Raw genomic sequence first — 19680 nt, 5'->3', positions numbered from 1 at the left:
AATGTAATCGGAATGTCATCGTGCAGATCAGATTTTATCTCTAGGATTGTGGGTTTATATAAATTCAAAAATAGTTTCATTGAGAAGCTGAATAGTTCTTGATTAAATTCTTTTCGTAAAATGAAGACTTTAAATAAAATAAGTGAATTCCTGCGCTCTAGTGGCATGCAATCAACACGCATGATCATTGGAGTTAGTATATGGATTGCTATTTTTTCTAATTATTATCTTTGGCTGAAGATATCTAAACTAGGTGAAGAATCGAATATAAGTTTAATAATATCTTTTGTTTTTATATTGATTGGTGTGAATATTTTTTCGATTTCTGTTTTGGGATGGGGGTGGCTTTTAAGGCCAATTGCCAGCATCTTTGTAGTCGGTGCGGCTTCAGGTGCCTATTTCATGCAAGCATACGGGATTGTTATTGATTCCAATATGATAACTAATGTGCTTCAAACAGACTTCAATGAAGCCTCGGATCTGATTAACTTGCAGATGATTTTCGTGATCTTGCTGCTGTCGTTGCCTCCATTGTGGTTTATATGGCGCAGAAATTTCTCAAAATCTACTTTTGGCAAACTGATATTGCAACGTTTGATGCTTGCTCTCCTGGGGATTTCAATAGCAGTGGTAAGCCTAATTGTTTCTTTTCAGGCGTTCTCCTCAACCATGAGGAACCATAAGGAGATTCGCTATTTGATTAATCCATACAACGGAATATATGCGGTTTTCAAGAAAATTGACGATTCCCAGAAGAGGAAATCTAAAGATTTGGTAAAAATAGGAGAAGGAGCATACATTGAAGGGACTATAGACCCTATAGTATTTCTTGTAGTCGGAGAAACCGCTCGTTCAGATCATTTGGGGTTGAATGGCTATTTAAGAGATACCACACCTTTGCTATCAAGTCGAAAAGACATTTTGTCATTTAAAAATGCCTGGGCTTGTGGAACGAGCACCGCAGAGTCATTGCCGTGCATGTTTTCTCATTTATCAAGAGAGGAATTTTTTGATCGAAGCGAAAATTACGAAAATTTATTAGATGTTCTAAAAAGGGCAGGATTGGATGTCCTTTGGGTTGACAATCAATCAGGGTGTAAGGGGGTATGTGCGAGAATACCTGCTAGTAATCAAGAGATTATCGAAGGTAATATCAATTGCAGAGATGATGGCTGTTTTGATGCAGCAGTGTTGAACAATCTCCAAAAGAAAATTGAAGACTTGCCAAAACCTGGCAAAGCTAAAGGAACCGTTATTCTAGTTCACCAAATGGGAAGCCATGGTCCAGCCTATTACAAGCGCTCTTCATCAGATAGAAAAGCCTACTTCCCAGAGTGTGACTCTTCAGCTCTGCAAACCTGCAGTCGAGACCAAGTAGTTAATGCATATGACAATAGCATAAGAGAGACTGATTATTTCATTTCGAATGCAATTGATTGGATTAAGGAAACATATCCAGATCGACCAACTGCAATGATGTATGTCTCAGATCATGGCGAGTCTTTAGGAGAAAATAATATATACCTCCATGGCCTACCTTATAGTTTGGCACCCGATGCTCAGAAACGGATTCCTTGGATCGCTTGGTTCTCTGAATCATTTAAGCGCGAGAAATTCGACGAAAATGGATGTGCTGCTCTATTAGACGTTGATGCCAAGATAAGTCATGATAATTATTTCCATTCGGTTTTGGGAATGATGAATGTAAAGTCTGAGATCTACAATCCTGATCTTGATATTTTTAAAAAATGCAGGAAGTATTGATTTTTGAAGCGATGTTGAGCAAATGGGTTTCTGACTATCTGGTTGGATAAAGGCATAGCATGGTTTGTCGCTATCAGTGGCAAACAGGGGCGTAGCCCGAAGGGGGATGCGAACAAATGCTAGGACTACCAGGATTTAGTTCATATTCTCATACGAAGACAGGATTCGTGCAGTTGAACGTTACTTCAAGCTTGGCTTGCGTATCAGGGCCACAATTCGCCAGTTGGGATACCCAATCAAGAACGCATTGAAAGGCTGGTATCAGCACTTCCTGAAGTATCAGGATTTGTCAGTAAGCCAAGCGCCAAGAGCACCGAAATATTCGCTGCAGCAAAGACAGGCAGCGGTTGCTCATTACCTCGTCCACTATCACTGTATTGCTGCCACGATAAGGGTTTTAGGTTACACGGGTCGAGGAACCTTGTCGTCTTGCGTCACGGCGATATTCCGAACCAGGCTAAGCCGACCATGACCATGGGCTTCGCGGCATCCGAAAAGAAGATGCTAAAGGTTGGAGATAAGGTGAAGTCCTAAGCAGAGGTGATCAATGGCAAGGCATGGTGACGGAGCTGAAACCAAGTCGCTGATAGAAAAGAGCCTGCCGTCCACGGCAGGCTCTTTGTTCAAGACATTCGTTTAGGCAGCAGACCGTACTAGCAGAGCTCCAAACTCGCAAGTCATCGTGGGCTTTCGTTTACTTTCTGCCAACAGCCGAAGATTGGCCTAAAGCAGGCATCCATTAGTGGCAGCACAGGTGTGTGCTTCAGGCTATTGCTGTTTGAAACTCCCCTATGGATCATGTTTTTGCCGGTGCCTGAAGATCTTTGAGAGTCAGGGTGCTCGGAGCATATTCGGAGCACCCTACCAAGGGGGCCTATTAATCTCAAACGATTCGGGGGTTCCGAGCCTTCACGGCGTTCATGGCAAAGCCCGCTAAGGCAATGGCAAGCACCAAAGCTTGCGCAATCGCGGTTTCCGCTGACGGATAGATGCCAAGCACTTCAATGCGCGGCCAATGGATCGGGCTCGCGCTCAACCAGCCAGCCTCCTGGAGGCCAGCAACCCCCTTGCCAGCGAGCACTACCGCGAGCACCGCAACCAGGATCGAACTGAGGCTGAAGAACTTACCAATCGGCATGCGCGCACTGCTCCGCAGCATAAGCCATGCAATGACGGCCAGGATGGCCACTCCGCATACCAATCCGCCTAGCAAGGCACTGTTGTTGCCGTCACTGGTCAGTGCAGAGTAAAACAACACGGTCTCAAACACCTCGCGGTAGACGGCGATGAACGACAAGGCGAACAATGCCCACGCTGAACGCCGCGTCATGGCTGCCGAAAGTTTGTCCTTTAGGTAGGCCTGCCACTTGCCCGCTGCGCTTTTCTGGTGCATCCAGAGCCCTACGCTCAGCAGCACAACGGCCGCGAACAGTGATGAAACCCCCTCGGTCACCTCACGGCTTGCGCCGCTGATGCTCATGAAGTAGGTGGCCACCGCCCAGGTTAGACCACCGCAAGCCAGTGCGGTCACCCAACCGCCATGCACATAGCCCAGCACATCGCGTCGTTCTGCCTTCTTCAGGAAAGCCAGCATTCCCACGACGATCAACAGCGCTTCAACCCCTTCGCGTAGCAGGATGGTTAGGGAGGCAATGAAGGTGGTTAGTGGGTCTGCCTTATTAGCGCCGAGTTCGGCGTCCACCTGGGCAAACAGATCGTCCAGCTTCTGTGCTGTGGCATCGGCTTGTTCCAACCGCCCACCGGCGAGCGCACCGCGATAGGCCAGCATGGCGTTTTCGACTTCTGTGAGAAGTGCCTGGTTGCGTGCGCGCAATGCAGGCTCAAGCGGCTCAAAACCATCCAAGTAAGCCGACAGGCCCAGTCGTGTTGCGCTGGCCCGGTCGCCCGCGCGCGCCGCGGCAAGGCTCTTCTGAAGGAGTGAGCGGGCCAGGGTTAGTCCGCCAGAGCCGCTCGCAACAGCGGTGACTTCTGGGTGGCTACGAACATATGCGGTGAGGTCGCGAGCTGCATCTGGTGCTATCAGTTCGGATAAAGCGGCTTCGGTCAAGGTCGCTGCAGCAGCTAGATCGGGAAAGACAGTCTTGGCGGCGGTGTCTCGACCCCAGGATTGTTCGCCGCGAGCACGCATGGCATCGTCATGCGACAGTGTTCCTGTGAAGAAGGCCAGCGCCCAACGATCCTCGTCAGCGAGCGTGCCGAAGCCCTGCATCGATGTGCCGGTCACGCCTTGAGAAATGACCTGGTACAGCGCGAGCACACTTCGCGAACGGGCACGATCATGATCGGTGAAGGCGATCGGGGGCGGGTCTAGCTTGGTGCTGAGTGGGCCGTCGCCAGCACCAGTTGCCCCGTGGCATGACGCGCACTTGGCTTCAAACAGCACCTTAGCGCGTGCGAGATCCGGTGGCTGAGTAGGAGATAGCGGAAACGGATAGGCTTTGACCAACGCCGCTGCCAGCGAATTGGCGCTGTCGGCCACTGCTTTGGCATCCGCCTTTGCGGCAATGAGGTCTACTAGCACTTTGGCCTGCCGCTGCAACTCGGGCAGCACCGCAGTGCTCGGCAATGCGGCTAGCTGCAGCACAGCGGTTGCCGCGAATTCCTTCATTTCTTCGTATTCACTCGCACTTTGAATCTGGCCGTTGCTTACTGCGCCACCGTAGTCAACCGCCAGGTAGTCCAGCAACTGCCAGGTTTGCTTAGCCTGATCGCTGGCAGCAGGGTCGGCAGCCCAGGCGGGAGAAACCGACCAGAGCACAAACAATGCGGCTATTGCCAGGAATCTTCTGGCGTAAAGAGAAAGCATTTTCATGATATGGAAGTGTTATTGATTCTCATTTTATTCAGGATATGGCCCACTGGGCGTTGCTCAAGGCCGTTCGGCATAAGTTTCTAAAAAGGAGGTTTGCTTGTTGTAGGCAAAAAATGGCTCAACCAACAACGCCGCATAACTTAGGTTGCATTTATCGATCGAGTCACAGCCAACTGTGCTGAATGCCTATAAGAGGCAACATATTCATCTTCGTCATGGTTGCTGAACGATTACGTGACGAGCACTGCCAAGATTAGTGTTCCCAGTGCAATGCGATACCACGCGAAAACTCCAAATCCATGTCCGGTCAGATAGCGCATCAGAAGGCGTATGGCAAGCAGCGCAAATACGAAAGAGGCAAGGAGACCCATTACAAAAACGCCGATGTCGTCGCTCGACAATGCGTTCCAGTGCTTGAAGAGGTTGTATCCGGAGGCGGCCCCCAAGACTGGAATGCCAAGGAAAAACGAAAACTCCGTCGCCGCCTGGCGTGAAGCCCCGAACCATAGCCCGCCGATAATCGTCGCGCCTGAGCGCGAAGTACCCGGCCAAAGTGCAAGGCACTGCACGAAACCAATCTTCAATGCGTCGATTCGGCTGATCTCTTCGGCACGCTCGGCCTTTACATGCACGGGCCGCCGCTCGGCCCACAGAATCGCGATACCACCGATTACGAGTGCGACGGCCACTGGCCCTGGGCTAAATAGCAGCCTCTGCACATGAGATCCAATCAGCAATCCGAGCACTGCCGCAGGCATGAATGCAATGGCGAGGTTCACTAAGAACCGGCGAGCGCCCTGATCGGCACGCGCTGAGACAACAACGTTTGCCAGACGAGCCCTATATTCCCAGATGACCGCGAGCATCGCGCCGAACTGGATGAACACTTCAAAGACGTCGCGTTTCTCTTTCGCAAGGAATGAGAGCGCATTGCCCGCCAGGATCAAGTGCCCTGTCGAGGAGACTGGCAAGAATTCCGTGATGCCTTCGACGACGCCCATCATTAGCGTCTTGAGAACAAGTTCAGCGTGCATTTGCAGGCGGCATTGGTAGAGTCGAGTGGGACATCAGTTTCTCCGAAGCCATGTTCACGGCTCCGCATGTGTCAATGAAAAGATGGATCATCTTGCTGGCGTATGGGAATCTGCGCCGTTTCGTTCATGGCCGCGAAAAGCAGCGATCAGCAGAACCCCCGCTCCCAGGGTGATGCCAATGTCGGCTGCATTGAACGCCGGCCAGTGCCAATCACCCCAATGGAAATCGAGCCAGTCCACCACGGCCCCATGCCGCACGCGATCAATAACATTGCCGAGCGCGCCTCCGAGAATTGCCGCATAGCCCACAGCCTCAGGTGTTGCAGTCTTCTCGCGGGCAATAAGCCAGGTGAGAAAGGCAGAAGCAGCGATGCCAAGAGCAACTAAAAAGCTGCGTTGCCATCCACCCGCCTGCGCCAAGAAGCTGAAGGCCGCACCTGGATTCAGCCAATGCCCGATGTTGAACCATGGTGTGATTTCATGGGAGCCATACAAAGGAATCCACGCGACGATGGCCGCCTTGGTCGCTATGTCGGCGGTAAGCACAGTCACGGCCAGCAGGTATACCCACAAATTAGTCCTCTTAATGGCCATGGGGCTTGATTTCCTCAGACGACCGCAGCAAGCGCATCCCATTGAAAACGACGGCCAGGCTAGCCCCCATGTCGGCCAGAATCGCCAGCCACAGACTTGCATGTCCAGTAAAGGCCAAGGCCATGAACACCGCCTTTGTCCCAAGCGCAAACACGATATTGGCCGTCAAGATGCCCGCAACGCGTTGCGATAGCCGGATGAACTCCGGAAGCTTACGGAGGTTGTCTTGCATCAATGCGACGTCAGCCGTTTCGATCGCTGTATCGGTGCCAGCAGCGCCCATCGCAAAGCCAATGCTCGACTTGGCCAACGCTGGCGCATCGTTAACGCCATCCCCCACCATACCGACTGGCCCGCGCGCGAGTAGCCCTTCGATTGCCAACAGTTTGTCCTGCGGAAGTAGTTCGCCCTTGGCGTCGGTGATGCCCACCTGCGCAGCCACGGCTTGCGCGGTTTTCGAATTATCGCCAGTCAACATGACTGGCTCGATCCCCAGCGACCTGAGTTCGGCGATCGCTTGCCGGCTGGTGTCGCGCACCGTGTCGGCCACGGCCAGCAGGGCGAGTACTTGCTGGTCAGTTGCGAGGAGCACAACGGTCTTGGCCTCGTTCTCCAACGCATCGAGCTGAGTCTCGATCTCGAGTGTTGAAAGTCCCAGCTCTTTGATCAGCCGGTGGTTGCCGACGTAATAGACATCTCCATCGACGTTGCCTTTGACGCCTCGTCCAGGGATCGCTTCGAAATTGCCCACCTGAGCATGCGGTTGGTTGTAGCCGGCCACGATGGCAGTGGCCACAGGATGCTCCGACAGCGCATCGATGCTCGCTGCAATGCGCAGAACTTCTTCCGTCGGCTGGCCACGCAACGGTATGACATCGGTCAGAGAAGGGCGACCATGGGTCAGGGTCCCCGTCTTGTCCAAAGCCACCGATTTCAGGTGCCGCCCCTGTTCGAGGTAAAGACCGCCCTTGACGAGGATGCCCCGGCGTGCGGCAGCTGCCAGGCCGCTGACCACGGTAACCGGCGTGGAGATCACCAATGCGCAGGGGCAGGCAATGACCAGCATCACCAGCGCTTTGTAGACCCATTCGAACCAGGGCTGCCCGAAAGCGAACGGAGGAATGACTGCAACGGCGAGAGCAACCGCGAAGACCGCCGGTGTATAGATGCTGGCGAACTTGTCCACGAAGCGCTGCGTGAGTGCGCGTTGCCCCTGCGCTTCCTGCACCGATCGTGCAATACGGTCGAGGGTGGTTTCACCCTTTCGAGAGGTGACGCGGAACTCCAGCGTGCCGCGCTCGTTGATGGTGCCGGCGAAGACCGTGGCACCGGCGGTTTTCTCCACGGGCATGCTCTCACCGGTGATCGGCGCCTGGTTTACCGATGATTGGCCCGCGACGACTTCACCATCCAATGCGATGCGTTCGCCCGGACGCACCCGCACAACACTGCCGAGTGGCACGGAATCCGCCTTGACTTCACGCCATTGCCCGTCCGGCTGGCGTACCAATGCGTTCTCCGGCGCCAGATCCATCAGCTTGCGGATGGCATTGCGGGCCCGATCCAGGCTCAAGGCCTCAATCATCTCAGCGATACCGAAGAGCCAGATGACCACCGCCGCCTCAGGCCACTGGCCAATCAGGGCCGCACCGATGACGGCGACCGTCATCAACAGGTTCATGTTCAGCGAGCGCGTCTTCAGCGCAATCCAGCCCTTCTTGAGGGTCTCGACCCCACCCAAGCTGATGGCCGCGAGGCAAGCAAGAATGATGGGCCAGGAGGCCTCGGATGCCCCCGCGAAGACCATGGCCTCTGCGCCGAGCGCTAGTACGCCGGAGACCGCCATCCGAATCCATTGCCCGCGCGAGATACTGGTGCCGAAATCACGGGGCGCGGATGGCTCTGGGTCGGAGGTGCTTTGGAGCACTGGAGCCATGCCGAGTCGCTCAATCGCGGTCGTCACCGGAGCCAGATCGGCAAGATCGTGGCTCACCGTGAGCATACGGCCCATCAGATTGAAATTCAGGGCTTTCACCCCTGGCATGCCTTCGAGCGCCTTGCGCAGCAGCCCCTCCTCGGTTGGACAGTCCATTTTTTCGATGAGGTAGACGGCCTGGCCCTGCGGCGCGGTGTCGCCGCTGCGCTCGATGCTGGCCTTCATGCCGACATCGTTCAGCGCCTTGAGGATCGGCGCAGGGTCCGGCAAATGATGCAGCACATCGAGCCGTCGCCCCATCAGGTTGAAATCCAGTCGCTCGATACCGTTGATTGCACCCAGGCGCTTGCGGATCGTTGCCTCGTCGGTGGGGCAATCCATATTCGGAATAAGGAAGCGTGTACCGTTTCCTGTCGCCGGTGTCCGGATTGACGACGCCACCATGCGAGGGGTGAGGGCTTCGACAGCGATTGGCATGCTACCCGCCGTCTTTTCTACCGGCTGCATACCCAGATTCACGATGGCCTGGGCAATCGGAGTGGTATCGGTGAGCGTATGGGATACCGTCAACGTGTGGGCCTTCAGGTCGAAGTCCAACTTCTGTACCTCCTCCAAAGGCTCCAGCGTTGCGCGCAACTGGCGTTCTTCGCTGGGGCAATCCATTTGCTGGATGAGATAGACAAGCTGCGAAGACCTGGGTTGCACGACCGCCTGCATGCCAATGTCGTGGAGTGCACGCAGGATTGCATTTTGGCCGGCAGGTTCATGCACTACTTCCAAGTAATGACCGGGTAAGTCAAAAACTACATCTTGGATGCCATCAATTTGCGCTAGCCGCTTGCGGATCTGGGCTTCCTCACTAGGGCAGTCCATATTGCGGATGAAAAAACCAGTCACGAGCGATTCAACTGTCGCTTTCATGGTTCCTGAAGAGCACCCACATGCTGAGCCGCAAGTTGCTTGCGTCATTGCATTTTTCATAGTCAGTTGTCCTTGAATTTCTGATCTTTGGTTCGCTGCACGAAGCAACGGCATCTGGTGCGGCTGCGCACTCTGGTAGGTCATCACGCCGTCACTTGACCTCGGAGGCCATCTAGCGCATGATTAAAAACCCTAAAGTAGATTGAGAGTCAAGGGAAACCCGCAATTAGCGTCTGGGAATACATAATGAAGATCGGTGAATTGGCCAGTGCGACTGGGGTGCAGATCCCAACAATTCGTTTCTACGAGCAGGAGGGATTACTGCCGCTTGCAGCGCGCACGGCAGGCAACTACAGGCGATATGACGAATCGCACGTCCAGCGACTAGCGTTTGTGCGAAATTGCCGCTCGCTGGATATTGGGCTGGACGATATCCGGTCTTTACTTCAATTGAAAGATAGGCAGCGTGAACCTTGTGGCGAGGTAAATGAGCTTCTGGACAAACATATCCTCCAGCTAGTCAAACGCATTGAGGAGCTGAAGGCTCTTGAGGGACAGTTGATCGCCCTCAGAGCGCAATGCTGTTCCGGGCAGGTCGTCGAGCTGTGTGGAATACTCGATGGCCTGTCGTCGGCGTTGCAAAGTCCGGAGCCAAGGATGTTATGAAAGATATCGGTCGTCTACTCAGCGAACCCAAGAGTTCTACTCGGAAGAGATTTGTACAGACGAGGTTAGGCACGAGGTGTGCGCCCCCAGAAACAAACCGCGCAGCAGGGCTCCATTCATATCTCGTGACGTCTTGCGACTCACAATGCAACAACCGAGCTTGCCTGCTGCTGGTCTAACCTGTTCATTGCATCTTTGATTTCACGTCTGGCATGTTGAAGTGCCTGTCTCAGGCAACGGCAGAGACGGGTGGCCTGGGACTTTCGCTGATATGGGCTGCTTCGTAGGTACGCTCCTGTGTCATGAGCGCCCACAGGATGCGTGCATTTTGTTGGCTAAAGCCACGACGGCCTTTTGCCAGCCACTGCGCTGCCTCAAGGCCATCACCCATTGAGAGATGGGATCAAGGTTGTGTTTGCCGGTCAGCACTACGGCCTTGGCTCCTTGCACCAGTAAAGTGCGCAGGTAACTATCGACTCGTTTGGTGATGGCACCTAGATTGGATTTGCCCCCGCTGGAGTTTTGCCGAGGTGTCAAGCCAAGCCTGGCGGCAAACTGTGCACCGTTCTTAAACTGCTTGAAGTCGCCCACAGTGGCGACCATCGCTGATGCAGTGAGTGGCCCCAAGCCCTTGATGGCGGCAGCTCGCTGCACCTGTGCATCTTCTTTACAGTGAGCGGTAATACGATGCTCACACCAGTGAAGATGTTCATCGAGCTCTTTCCAATGCATGAGTGCACGCTGCAGCGCAATGCGGGCTGCGCGGCGCTGTTGCACAAATCAGCTCGGGGCCAGATTTCCCCTAACCCCAGACGTGGCTATGCCACAGCCACCGTCTGGGGACAGCCCAGTTCAGTGAATCGATTCAGTATGGCAACTCGGACATGTAGTTCATTGACTTGGCGTTCGAACGTTCTGGACATCACCCGCTCGCCCAGTCGCTTGATTCAGTACATCTTGGTTTCCACCAAACTGCGGCGGTGATACCCACTCCAGCTTTTCCATAACTTGCGTCCGAAGCGCTGGCATGCGGCGATAGCCGCATTGCGGTGAACAAAGGCAGCGCCTTTGCGCATCCGGGCATTCTTTCTCGGAGGAATGATGGGCATGGCGTTGCATCCCATCACTGCAGCGTATACCGGCTGAGTGTCATAAGCACCATCGCCTGTGACACTCAGCAAGGGCTCATCTGTCGGCAGCTGCGCCAACAATTGCGGCACGACCGCAGCATCGGTCACGTTGTTGGAGGTGACGCAAGATAGCCCGCACCTGCAGTGTCTGAGCATCAATACCGATGTGCAGCTTGCGCCATTGACGTCGACGTTCTGCTCCATGCTTCTTGCACTTCCATTCGCCTTCCCCCAGGAACTTGATTCCCGTGGAGTCGAGCAGCAAGTTCAGTCCAGCCGAGCTGGGTCGGTACGCCACCTGTACATCCAGGCTACGCTGCCGACGGCACAGCGTGCTGAAGTCCGGAGCAAACCACGACAACCCAGACAAGGCCAGTAGAGATTGCACAAAACCGGTGGTTTGCCGCAAAGCCAAGCCAAACAGGTTCTTTATGGTCAGGCAAAACTGGATGGCGGCATCGGAGAACTGCGGACTGCGCCCGCGCTTGCCGCTGGCAGCGGCAAACCATGACATACCTTTGTCCAGCCAAATAGTCAGAGAGCCTCGCGCTTTGAGCGCAGCGTTGTACTGCTTCCAGTTGGTGGTGCGGTAGCGGGGCTTGGAATGCGGTGGCTGACTCATCACCCAAGGCTACCTGACGGCAAGTGACGATTTATGCAACAGCGCCTCTTGGCTCTGACACTCAGGAGAAGGCCAGAACATTCTCAACTCGTCGGTTGTTCATCTTTCACTGAATCTCTGGCTTCAAAAAAGGACGAATTTGTCATTTGACGGACTCCGTTTTGTTTGGGTCAGCAATCTAAAGTTCATTCCAGTGCCGTTACGGCTACTTTCCCCTCAGCAATGAGGCCACCTGACCAACCAATGGGAGTTTCCATGAACAACTTTCACATCATTCGTCAAGCCGCCTTCGCAGTAGCGGTCGCTGCTTCCCTTGGCAGTGCTGCCGCCGCCGACACGTTTCGAAACGGTGAGTCGCTTTATGGCCAACCGGCGACTGCCGGCGCCACTGCCCGTGTGGTCGACTTGAATACCACGAAATACGCCAACGTCAACTATGGCGAAACGCTCATCTTCCGCGCAGATGGCGCCAAGCAATTTGCGTGGACCTTCAATGGCCTTCCTAGCCGCGCGTTGGATTTGGCAAAAATTGCACCGGCCGGATTCAGCGCCAAAGACTACAAGGTGTATGTGGGCCGCAACGTCCTCAATCGTCACTGACACATCCGGCGCTGACGAAAACCAAACGGCCCTTCATCTGGAGCGCATCCACCGCAGGGCCAGCCCAAAAGTTTAGTTGGGAGGGTCTCTTCGCATGCAGCGCTACTTCTCGATTCGACTCGGGCTGGTATGTTCCTATGCGAAATACATAAGCCCGAGGATCGGTCACAGACCCTGGTTCCCCCGCGGAAGGTAGAGCGTGAAGCGCGTTTCGCCACTGGCACTGCTGTTGGCCGTAACCCTCCCGCCATGAAGTCCCATGATTGCTTTAACGATTGCCAGCCCGAGTCCGGTGCCGCCCAGATCGCGGGCACGCGAGTTGTCCACGCGGTAGAAGCGATCGAAGAGCCGCTCCAGCTGTGCGGGCGGGATCGGTTCCCCGTAATTGGTCACCACCAGCACCGCATCGAGATCGTCGGCATAGGACACATTTACGGTCACCGGCATGCCCAGCGCACCATGGCGCACGGCATTGGACAGCAGGTTGGTGATCGCCCGTTGCACCAGACCGCCGTCGACTATCACGCGCGCGCTACCTTCCACCAAGATCTCGATGCCGCGCTCGTCGGCCAGCAGTTGCAGAAACTCGGCGACGATGCGCGCCTGGTCAGCCAGATCAAGTTCGCGCCGCTCCAGGGCCGTTTGCGCATTGTCGGCCTGTGCCAGAAACAGCATGTCTGAAACCAGTCGCCCGAGCCGCTGCAATTCGTCGACGTTGTTTTCAAGCAGGTTCGTCAGTTGCTCGACTGAGCGCGGATGCGACAGCACGACCTGAGTGCGCCCCAGCAGCGTTGCCAGAGGCGTACGCAGCTCATGCGCTAGGTCTTCCGAAAACTCGGACAGCCGGTGCATGCCGTTATCCAGGCGCTCCAGCATGGTATTGAACGCGTGGCAAAGGCCTTGCAGCTCGGTGGGCAGGCCCCTCGAGTCAATCCGCGCCGAGAGGTTGCGGGCCGTGATGTCGGTGGCAGTCTTCTGGAAGCGTCGCAACGGCCGCAGGCCAAAAATGACGATGGCCAGAGCACTGCCGATCACCACAGCCAAGCCGAATGGTGCCGCGGTCAGCGCGGTGACCAGCAAGCTGCGCAACAGCCGCTGGTCTTCGCTGCGCTCGACGGTGACGACGATCTCGTAGGCTTCACCACTTTTAAGTTGCACGGCTCCGGCCTGCGACAGCATCGGCGCACCGCTGGTTTGCGCGCGCCATTCCAGGAATGCGTCGGTTCCCCAGATGTCGTCCTTCAACCGCTTCAGCGATTCACTGGCTTCGCGGCTGAACGCGACCGTCGGCTCGGTGGACCCTTGTCGCGCAATCGCCAGATGCAACTCGGCGTGTCCAGTGACGAGATCCACAAGCTCGAAGGCCTTTCCGCGAATGGCCGCATCGTCAGGCATGTCGCCGATCAATTGTTGGGCCTGGTCGACCTTGTCACGCAGCACGAGCCGCCGTTGCGACCCCAGCTCCTGCTGCATCGTGAGATAAGAAAACCACAGAACACCGGCCCCCTGCAGCAGGCCCAACAGGCCGACCCACAGCGCGAGCCGTACCGACAGGCTTTTTAGCCTCATGACCGAGGCTCGAAGACATAGCCCACGCCACGCACGGTATGGATCAGTTTCGTCTCGAAGGGGTCGCTGATCTTGATGCGCAGGCGTCGCACCGCCACGTCCACGACGTTCGTGTCAGAATCGAAGTTAATGTCCCATACCAGCGAAGCAATCTGCGTTCTGGATAGCACCTCGCCGCTCTTGCGCATGAACAGCACTAGCAAGGCGAACTCCTTGGCCGTCAAATCGATGCGCTGGCCGGCCCGGGTCGCGTGGTGCCTGACGGAATCGACCTCTAGATCCGCGATGCGCAGTACGTCGTCGAACGCCACCTTGGTCCCGCGCTTGAGGAGTGCGCGGATGCGCGCGATCAGCTCCGGGAATTGGAACGGCTTGACCAGGTAGTCGTCGGCGCCGAGATCGAAGCCCTTGAGCTTGTCATCGACCTTGGAGCGTGCAGTCAGCATTAACACCGGTGTTTGCTTGGACGTTCGAAGCGCGGACAGCACCGCGAAGCCGTCGATGCCGGGGAGCATCACGTCCAAGACCACCAGGTCATGGTCGCCGGTCATAGCTGCGTGCAGGCCATCGCTGCCATTGGTGGCAACCTCCGCCGTGAATCCGCTCTCGGTGAGGCCCTGCTTCAGGTAGGCCGCGGCACTCGCTTCGTCTTCGATCAACAGGATTTTCATGTTCTTGAACGGCTTTGCGGGCGCTCCCAAAGCGGAGTTTTCCCAGATTACAAAAATGTCATCGACGCATCACATTCTGGTGGCTCGCCGGATTCCAAACTTCCTCTCATCTCGACGCACACCAATCGCTTGGGTCCGAGTGAGGTCGTCAGTCTGCTGACGTTTTCGTCAACCAATGATGAGGGTTGAGACCATGTCCAACAAACTTTTTGCTTCCATCCTTGCCGCGGCACTGTCGCTGGCTTCCGCGGCATCTTTCTCCGCGCCCACCGACAACGAAGTGCGCGATCAAGCGTCTCCGGCCAAAGTGCAGGCCGCGAAGGGAAAGGCGCGCTACTGGAGCCACCCCCGGCTCGGCCTGGTGAAGGTCGACGCGGCCGGTCGCATGCTAACCGCGCGCTCAGCCGCAGATGACGCCGCACGCCGCGCTGCACCATCCGGACATCCCTCCACCCGCACGCCTTAAGCCGTCGATTCGAGACCGTCGAGCGTTTGTCCGACGCCCAAGCTCGCAGCCAGGGCGCTTGATCTGCCTTACAACCGTGTGGCAGCATGCGCGGCGGACGCGGCGAGTTCCAGTCTGAGAGGTGGACCGGAAGGCGCCGCGGCTCGATCATTGTTCTTACTTCACTGAAGTAATGACGTATTTTCCGCCTTCCTGAACAAACTCGGGGTCGTCTCAGAAAACGGAAAATAAAGCACGCTAAGGCGTAACTACCCTCGGCTACACCGCGTCGGCACCACGCGGCTCTTTCTCCCCTTGCAGCGAAGCAATCAGCGGGCAAGAAACGTTCCCTTGCCGCGCATGGCAGGCGAACACAAGTTCGGATAGCACGGTTTCCATGCGCGCCAGGTCGGTCATTTTTTCGCGCACGTCCTGAAGCTTGTGCTCGGCCAGGCTGCTGGCTTCCTCGCAGTGGGTGCCGTCATCCAGCCTCAGCAGCTCTGCGATCTCGTCGAGGCTGAATCCGAGCCGCTGGGCTGATTTCACGAAGCGCACCCGCGTCACATCCGCCTCGCCATAGCGGCGGATGCTGCCATAGGGCTTGTCCGGCTCCGGCAACAAGCCCTTGCGCTGATAGAACCGGATTGTTTCCACGTTGACCCCGGCCGCCTTGGCGAAAACGCCAATAGTCAGATTCTCCAAATTTTTTTCCATATCGCTTGACTCCGTACATTGGTACGGAAGTAAGCTTAAGCTATCCAATCCAGATTTGAAAGGACAAGCGTATGTCTGAACCTCAAAACGGGCGCGGGGCGCTCTTCACTGGCGGGCTAGCCGCCATCCTCGCCTCGGCTTGCTGCCTGGGGCCGCTGGTTCTGATCGCCCTGGGGTTCAGCGGCGCTTGGATCGGCAACTTGACGGTGTTGGAACCTTATCGCCCGATCTTCATCGGCGCGGCGTTGGTGGCGCTGTTTTTCGCCTGGCGGCGCATCTACCGACCGGCGCAAGCCTGCAAACCAGGGGATGTGTGTGCGATTCCCCAAGTGCGCGCTACTTACAAGCTCATTTTCTGGGTCGTGGCCGCGCTGGTTCTGGTCGCGCTCGGATTTCCCTACGTCATGCCATTTTTCTATTAATCACAGGAGTTCATCATGAAAAAACTGTTTGCCTCTCTCGCCATCGCTGCCGTTGTTGCCCCCGTGTGGGCCGCCACCCAGACCGTCACGCTGTCCGTACCGGGCATGACCTGCTCCGCTTGTCCGATCACCGTCAAGAAGGCGATTTCCAAGGTCGAAGGCGTCAGCAAAGTTAACGTGACCTTCGAGACACGCGAAGCGGTTGTCACCTTCGATGATGCCAAGGCCAGCGTGCAGAAGCTGACCAAGGCCACCGAAGACGCAGGCTATCCGTCCAGCGTCAAGAAGTGAGGCACTGAAAACGGCAGCGCAGCACATCTGACGCCCTTGTCTGCTACCACAAACGAAAAAGGATCTGTCGCATGACCCATCTAAAAATCACCGGCATGACCTGCGACTCGTGCGCGGCGCACGTCAAGGAAGCGCTGGAAAAAGTACCCGGCGTCCAATCTGCCATAGTGTCCTATGCCAAGGGCGCGGCCCAGCTCGCCCTTGATCCAGGCACAGCGCCGGACGCACTGACCGCCGCCGTGGCTGGCCTGGGCTACAAAGCGATGCTCGCCGATGCCCCGCCGACCGACAACCGCACTGGGCTGTTCGACAAGGTGCGCGGCTGGATGGGTGCCGCCGACAAGGGCAGCGGCGGCGAGCGCCCGTTGCAAGTCGCCGTGATCGGCAGCGGTGGAGCCGCGATGGCGGCAGCACTGAAGGCCGTCGAGCAAGGCGCGCAGGTCACGCTGATTGAGCGCGGCACCATCGGCGGCACCTGCGTCAACGTCGGTTGTGTGCCGTCCAAGATCATGATCCGCGCCGCCCACATCGCCCATCTGCGCCGGGAAAGCCCATTCGACGGCGGCATGCCACCCACACCGCCGACGATCTTGCGCGAGCGGCTGCTGGCCCAGCAGCAGGCCCGTGTCGAAGAACTCCGTCATGCCAAGTACGAAGGCATCCTGGACGGCAATTCAGCCATCACCGTTCTGCACGGTGAAGCGCGTTTCAAGGACGACCAGAGCCTTATCGTTAGTTTGAACGAGGGTGGTGAGCGCGTCGTGATGTTCGACCGCTGCCTGGTCGCCACGGGTGCCAGTCCGGCCATGCCGCCGATTCCGGGCCTGAAAGAGTCACCCTACTGGACTTCGACCGAGGCCTTGGTCAGCGACACCATTCCCGAACGCCTGGCCGTCATCGGCTCGTCGGTGGTGGCGCTGGAACTGGCGCAAGCCTTCGCCCGGCTGGGTAGCCAGGTCACGATCCTTGCGCGCAGCACGCTGTTCTTCCGCGAAGACCCTGCCATCGGCGAGGCCGTCACAGCCGCCTTCCGTGCCGAAGGAATCAAGGTACTGGAACATACGCAAGCCAGCCAAGTCGCCCATGTGGACGGCGAATTCGTGCTGACCACTGGACAGGGCGAAGTGCGCGCCGACAAGCTGCTGGTCGCCACCGGCCGGACACCGAACACGCGCAGCCTGGCATTGGAAGCGGCGGGGGTAGCCGTCAATGCGCAGGGGGCCATCGTCATCGACAAGGGCATGCGCACCAGTAGCCCGAACATCTACGCGGCCGGCGACTGCACCGACCAGCCGCAGTTCGTCTATGTGGCGGCAGCGGCCGGCACTCGTGCGGCCATTAACATGACCGGCGGCGACGCCGCCATCAATCTGACCGCGATGCCGGCCGTGGTGTTCACCGACCCGCAAGTGGCGACCGTGGGCTACAGCGAGGCGGAAGCGCACCACGATGGCATCGAAACCGACAGCCGCACGCTGACGCTCGACAACGTGCCGCGTGCGCTCGCCAACTTCGATACCCGCGGCTTCATCAAGCTGGTCATCGAGGAAGGCAGCGGACGGCTGATTGGCGTACAGGTGGTGGCCCCGGAAGCGGGCGAACTGATCCAGACGGCTGTTCTCGCCATTCGCAACCGCATGACGGTGCAGGAACTAGCCGACCAGTTGTTCCCCTACCTAACGATGGTCGAGGGCTTGAAGCTCGCGGCGCAGACCTTCAGCAAGGACGTGAAGCAACTGTCCTGCTGCGCCGGATAAGGAAAAGGAGGTGTTCGATGAACGCCTACACAGTGTCCCGACTGGCCCTTGAGGCCGGGGTGAGCGTGCATATCGTGCGCGACTACCTGCTGCGCGGATTGCTGCGGCCAGTCGCCTGCACCACGGGCGGCTACGGCTTGTTCGATGACGCCGCCTTGCAGCGGCTGTGCTTTGTGCGGGCCGCTTTTGAGGCGGGCATCGGCCTGGACGCATTGGCGCGGTTGTGCCGGGCGCTGGATGCGGCGGACTGCGATGAAACAGCCGCACAGCTTGCCGTGCTGAGTCAGTTCGTCGAACGCCGACGCGAAGCGTTGGCCGATCTGGAAGTGCAGTTGGCCGCGATGCCGACCGCGCCGGCCCAGCAAGCGGAGAGTCTGCCATGAACAGCCCCGAGCGCTTGCCGACCGAGACACACAAGCCGTTCACCGGCTACCTGTGGGGTGCGTTGGCGGTGCTCACCTGTCCCTGTCATTTGCCGATTCTCGCCATTGTGCTGGCCGGCACGACGGCCGGCGCGTTCATCGGCGAGCACTGGGGTATTGCAGCCCTCACGCTGACCGGCTTGTTTGTCCTGTCTGTGACGCGGCTGCTGCGGGCCTTCAGAGGTCGATCATGAGCGCTTCCCAGCCAATTGAATGGACAGTGGCGCAACTGGCGCAGGCGGTCGAGCGCGGGCAGCTTGAGCTGCACTACCAGCCGATTGTCGATTTGCGCAGTGAGCAGATTGTCGGCGCGGAAGCCCTGTTGCGCTGGCGTCATCCGACGCTCGGACTGTTGCCGCCGGGCCAGTTCCTGCCCGTGATCGAATCGTCCGGCCTGATGCCGGAAATCGGCGCATGGGTGCTGGGCGCAGCCTGCCGTCAAATGCGCGACTGGCGGGTGCTGGCATGGCAACCGTTCCGGCTGGCCGTCAATGTTTCGGCGAGCCAAGTGGGGCCAGATTTCGACAAGTGGGTAAAGGGCGTGCTGGCCGATGCCGGGTTGCCCGCCGCGTATCTTGAAATTGAGCTGACCGAATCGGTTGCGTTCGGTGATCCGGCGATCTTCCCCGCCCTGGAAGCTTTGCGACAGATCGGTGTGCGCTTCGCCGCCGACGACTTCGGCACCGGCTATTCCTGCCTGCAACACCTGAAATGCTGCCCCATCAGCACGCTCAAGATCGACCAATCGTTTGTCGCCGGACTCGCCAACGACCACCGCGACCAGACCATCGTGCGCACCGTGATTCAGCTTGCGCATGGGCTTGGCATGGAAGTAGTGGCCGAAGGCGTGGAAACATCGGCGAGTCTTGATTTGTTGCGACAAGCGGACTGCGACACAGGACAAGGCTTCCTGTTCGCCAAGCCGATGCCGGCGGCGGCATTCGCCGTCTTCGTCAGTCAATGGAGGGGTGCCACCATGAATGCAAATGATCCGACTGCCACCAGTTGCTGCGTGTGCTGCAAGGAAATCCCGCTCGATGCCGCCTTCACCCCGGAAGGCGCGGAATACGTCGAGCACTTCTGCGGGCTGGAGTGCTATCAGCGCTTCCAGGCGCGCGCCAAGACCGGGAGCGAAACCGATGCCGATCCGAACGCCTGCGACTCATCACTGTCAGACTGAGGCATACCCTAACTTGGCGTCAGACCATCCGGCGCTAAATCGTCAGAATAGAGTTGCCTTCCGAATTGATTGACATACGCCGTCAAGGGTCATAGATTTCTTCCTGACA

General features: G+C 57.2%; 18 protein-coding genes and 3 pseudogenes. 12 read left to right on the top strand and 9 right to left on the bottom strand.

All coding sequences use genetic code 11. The annotated features are described in order from the left end of the window. Window positions 1-180: 180 nt before the first annotated feature. The 3 genes and pseudogenes from CTR2_RS13405 (at window position 181) to CTR2_RS27545 (ending at window position 2298) form a co-directional block, all read left to right on the top strand. Window positions 181-1764, top strand: a complete 1584-nt coding sequence (locus CTR2_RS13405; protein WP_012838504.1) for a phosphoethanolamine transferase — start codon at window positions 181-183, stop codon at window positions 1762-1764. Between the two features lie 142 nt (window positions 1765-1906). Next, window positions 1907-2200: pseudogene (locus tag CTR2_RS13400) on the top strand (IS3 family transposase); the annotation flags it as partial. Window positions 2201-2232: 32 nt separating this feature from the next. Further along, a complete protein-coding gene (locus tag CTR2_RS27545; RefSeq protein ID WP_224651146.1) occupies window positions 2233-2298 on the top strand; it encodes a hypothetical protein in 66 nt (21 codons plus the stop codon). A gap of 349 nt (window positions 2299-2647) precedes the next feature. Here CTR2_RS27545 and CTR2_RS13395 read toward each other — a convergent pair whose 3' ends face one another. The 4 genes from CTR2_RS13395 to CTR2_RS13380 form a co-directional block, all read right to left on the bottom strand. Next, window positions 2648-4597 carry a cytochrome c/FTR1 family iron permease gene (locus tag CTR2_RS13395; RefSeq protein ID WP_041744142.1) on the bottom strand — a complete coding sequence of 650 codons (1950 nt, stop codon included), beginning with the start codon at window positions 4595-4597 and terminating at the stop codon, window positions 2648-2650. Between the two features lie 230 nt (window positions 4598-4827). Then, on the bottom strand, window positions 4828-5631 hold the full coding sequence (locus tag CTR2_RS13390) for an undecaprenyl-diphosphate phosphatase (protein WP_003055168.1): 804 nt from the start codon (window positions 5629-5631) through the stop codon (window positions 4828-4830). Between the two features lie 87 nt (window positions 5632-5718). Then, a complete protein-coding gene (gene lspA / locus CTR2_RS13385) occupies window positions 5719-6225 on the bottom strand; it encodes a signal peptidase II (protein WP_041744141.1) in 507 nt (168 codons plus the stop codon). After that, on the bottom strand, window positions 6215-9142 hold the full coding sequence (locus tag CTR2_RS13380) for a heavy metal translocating P-type ATPase (RefSeq protein ID WP_176391720.1): 2928 nt from the start codon (window positions 9140-9142) through the stop codon (window positions 6215-6217). The genes lspA and CTR2_RS13380 overlap by 11 nt, the downstream gene beginning before the upstream one ends. Before the next feature lie 186 nt (window positions 9143-9328). On the opposite strand from CTR2_RS13380, the gene cadR reads away from it, so the two are divergent. Further along, complete coding sequence (gene cadR, locus CTR2_RS13375) at window positions 9329-9748, top strand: Cd(II)/Pb(II)-responsive transcriptional regulator (RefSeq protein ID WP_012838500.1); 420 nt, start codon at window positions 9329-9331, stop codon at window positions 9746-9748. A gap of 229 nt (window positions 9749-9977) precedes the next feature. On the opposite strand, the pseudogene CTR2_RS13370 reads toward cadR, so the two are convergent. Next, window positions 9978-10507, bottom strand: a pseudogene (locus tag CTR2_RS13370) (IS110 family RNA-guided transposase); the annotation flags it as partial. Window positions 10508-10566: 59 nt separating this feature from the next. Next, window positions 10567-11500 (bottom strand): annotated as a pseudogene (locus CTR2_RS13365) (IS5 family transposase). Window positions 11501-11755: 255 nt separating this feature from the next. Between CTR2_RS13365 and CTR2_RS13360 the strand changes: the two are divergent. After that, window positions 11756-12100 carry a CzcE family metal-binding protein gene (locus CTR2_RS13360; protein ID WP_176391648.1) on the top strand — a complete coding sequence of 115 codons (345 nt, stop codon included), beginning with the start codon at window positions 11756-11758 and terminating at the stop codon, window positions 12098-12100. A 165-nt stretch (window positions 12101-12265) separates the two neighbouring features. Here the strand turns inward: CTR2_RS13360 and CTR2_RS13355 are convergent, their stop codons facing one another. Both CTR2_RS13355 and CTR2_RS13350 read right to left on the bottom strand, forming a co-directional pair. After that, complete coding sequence (locus CTR2_RS13355) at window positions 12266-13669, bottom strand: heavy metal sensor histidine kinase (protein ID WP_087083417.1); 1404 nt, start codon at window positions 13667-13669, stop codon at window positions 12266-12268. Continuing rightward, window positions 13666-14340: a heavy metal response regulator transcription factor gene (locus CTR2_RS13350; RefSeq protein WP_087083419.1), complete on the bottom strand. Its 675-nt coding sequence runs from the start codon at window positions 14338-14340 to the stop codon at window positions 13666-13668. Before CTR2_RS13350 ends, CTR2_RS13355 begins: the two co-directional genes overlap by 4 nt. A gap of 193 nt (window positions 14341-14533) precedes the next feature. Between CTR2_RS13350 and CTR2_RS13345 the strand changes: the two genes are divergently transcribed. Next, window positions 14534-14806, top strand: a complete 273-nt coding sequence (locus tag CTR2_RS13345) for a hypothetical protein (RefSeq protein ID WP_087083421.1) — start codon at window positions 14534-14536, stop codon at window positions 14804-14806. Between the two features lie 258 nt (window positions 14807-15064). Here CTR2_RS13345 and CTR2_RS13340 read toward each other — a convergent pair whose 3' ends face one another. Continuing rightward, entirely contained in the window at window positions 15065-15499 is a 435-nt protein-coding gene (locus tag CTR2_RS13340) for a mercury resistance transcriptional regulator MerR (protein ID WP_000414383.1), read from the bottom strand. Between the two features lie 71 nt (window positions 15500-15570). On the opposite strand from CTR2_RS13340, the gene CTR2_RS13335 reads away from it, so the two are divergent. The 6 genes from CTR2_RS13335 to CTR2_RS13310 all read left to right on the top strand — a co-directional run bounded on the left by CTR2_RS13335 (window position 15571) and on the right by CTR2_RS13310 (window position 19571). Then, window positions 15571-15921 (top strand): mercuric transport protein MerT, encoded by a 351-nt coding sequence (locus CTR2_RS13335; RefSeq protein WP_001294666.1) that lies wholly within the window; start codon window positions 15571-15573, stop codon window positions 15919-15921. Window positions 15922-15936: 15 nt separating this feature from the next. After that, a complete protein-coding gene (gene merP / locus CTR2_RS13330; RefSeq protein ID WP_087083423.1) occupies window positions 15937-16212 on the top strand; it encodes a mercury resistance system periplasmic binding protein MerP in 276 nt (91 codons plus the stop codon). Between the two features lie 71 nt (window positions 16213-16283). Further along, complete coding sequence (gene merA, locus CTR2_RS13325; protein WP_003090700.1) at window positions 16284-17969, top strand: mercury(II) reductase; 1686 nt, start codon at window positions 16284-16286, stop codon at window positions 17967-17969. Window positions 17970-17986: 17 nt separating this feature from the next. Next, the gene (gene merD, locus CTR2_RS13320) at window positions 17987-18352 is read left to right on the top strand and encodes a mercury resistance co-regulator MerD (protein ID WP_003090698.1); all 366 of its coding nucleotides are present in this window, start codon (window positions 17987-17989) and stop codon (window positions 18350-18352) included. After that, window positions 18349-18585, top strand: a complete 237-nt coding sequence (gene merE / locus CTR2_RS13315; protein WP_003090697.1) for a broad-spectrum mercury transporter MerE — start codon at window positions 18349-18351, stop codon at window positions 18583-18585. The genes merD and merE overlap by 4 nt, the downstream gene beginning before the upstream one ends. Then, window positions 18582-19571 carry a DUF3330 domain-containing protein gene (locus CTR2_RS13310; RefSeq protein WP_001276635.1) on the top strand — a complete coding sequence of 330 codons (990 nt, stop codon included), beginning with the start codon at window positions 18582-18584 and terminating at the stop codon, window positions 19569-19571. The genes merE and CTR2_RS13310 overlap by 4 nt, the downstream gene beginning before the upstream one ends. Window positions 19572-19680 lie beyond the last annotated feature (109 nt).

It is taken from the genome of Comamonas thiooxydans (genome assembly GCF_002157685.2).
GTDB classification, from domain to species: Bacteria; Pseudomonadota; Gammaproteobacteria; order Burkholderiales; family Burkholderiaceae_C; genus Comamonas; species Comamonas testosteroni_H.
The sequence above is the reverse complement of the archived record's forward strand: the minus strand, read 5'-3'. Positions and strand labels throughout refer to the sequence as shown.

Excerpts from the sequence above, each read along its gene's own strand:
- CTR2_RS13405 (WP_012838504.1), top strand. The coding sequence starts at position 181 with ATGATCATTGGAGTTAGTATATGGATTGCTATTTTTTCTAATTATTAT.
- CTR2_RS13395 (WP_041744142.1), bottom strand. The coding sequence starts at position 4,597 with ATGAAAATGCTTTCTCTTTACGCCAGAAGATTCCTGGCAATAGCCGCA.
- CTR2_RS13390 (WP_003055168.1), bottom strand. The coding sequence starts at position 5,631 with ATGCACGCTGAACTTGTTCTCAAGACGCTAATGATGGGCGTCGTCGAA.
- lspA (WP_041744141.1), bottom strand. The coding sequence starts at position 6,225 with ATGGCCATTAAGAGGACTAATTTGTGGGTATACCTGCTGGCCGTGACT.
- CTR2_RS13380 (WP_176391720.1), bottom strand. The coding sequence starts at position 9,142 with ATGAAAAATGCAATGACGCAAGCAACTTGCGGCTCAGCATGTGGGTGC.
- cadR (WP_012838500.1), top strand. The coding sequence starts at position 9,329 with ATGAAGATCGGTGAATTGGCCAGTGCGACTGGGGTGCAGATCCCAACA.
- CTR2_RS13360 (WP_176391648.1), top strand. The coding sequence starts at position 11,756 with ATGAACAACTTTCACATCATTCGTCAAGCCGCCTTCGCAGTAGCGGTC.
- CTR2_RS13355 (WP_087083417.1), bottom strand. The coding sequence starts at position 13,669 with ATGAGGCTAAAAAGCCTGTCGGTACGGCTCGCGCTGTGGGTCGGCCTG.
- CTR2_RS13350 (WP_087083419.1), bottom strand. The coding sequence starts at position 14,340 with ATGAAAATCCTGTTGATCGAAGACGAAGCGAGTGCCGCGGCCTACCTG.
- CTR2_RS13345 (WP_087083421.1), top strand. The coding sequence starts at position 14,534 with ATGTCCAACAAACTTTTTGCTTCCATCCTTGCCGCGGCACTGTCGCTG.
- CTR2_RS13340 (WP_000414383.1), bottom strand. The coding sequence starts at position 15,499 with ATGGAAAAAAATTTGGAGAATCTGACTATTGGCGTTTTCGCCAAGGCG.
- CTR2_RS13335 (WP_001294666.1), top strand. The coding sequence starts at position 15,571 with ATGTCTGAACCTCAAAACGGGCGCGGGGCGCTCTTCACTGGCGGGCTA.
- merP (WP_087083423.1), top strand. The coding sequence starts at position 15,937 with ATGAAAAAACTGTTTGCCTCTCTCGCCATCGCTGCCGTTGTTGCCCCC.
- merA (WP_003090700.1), top strand. The coding sequence starts at position 16,284 with ATGACCCATCTAAAAATCACCGGCATGACCTGCGACTCGTGCGCGGCG.
- merD (WP_003090698.1), top strand. The coding sequence starts at position 17,987 with ATGAACGCCTACACAGTGTCCCGACTGGCCCTTGAGGCCGGGGTGAGC.
- merE (WP_003090697.1), top strand. The coding sequence starts at position 18,349 with ATGAACAGCCCCGAGCGCTTGCCGACCGAGACACACAAGCCGTTCACC.
- CTR2_RS13310 (WP_001276635.1), top strand. The coding sequence starts at position 18,582 with ATGAGCGCTTCCCAGCCAATTGAATGGACAGTGGCGCAACTGGCGCAG.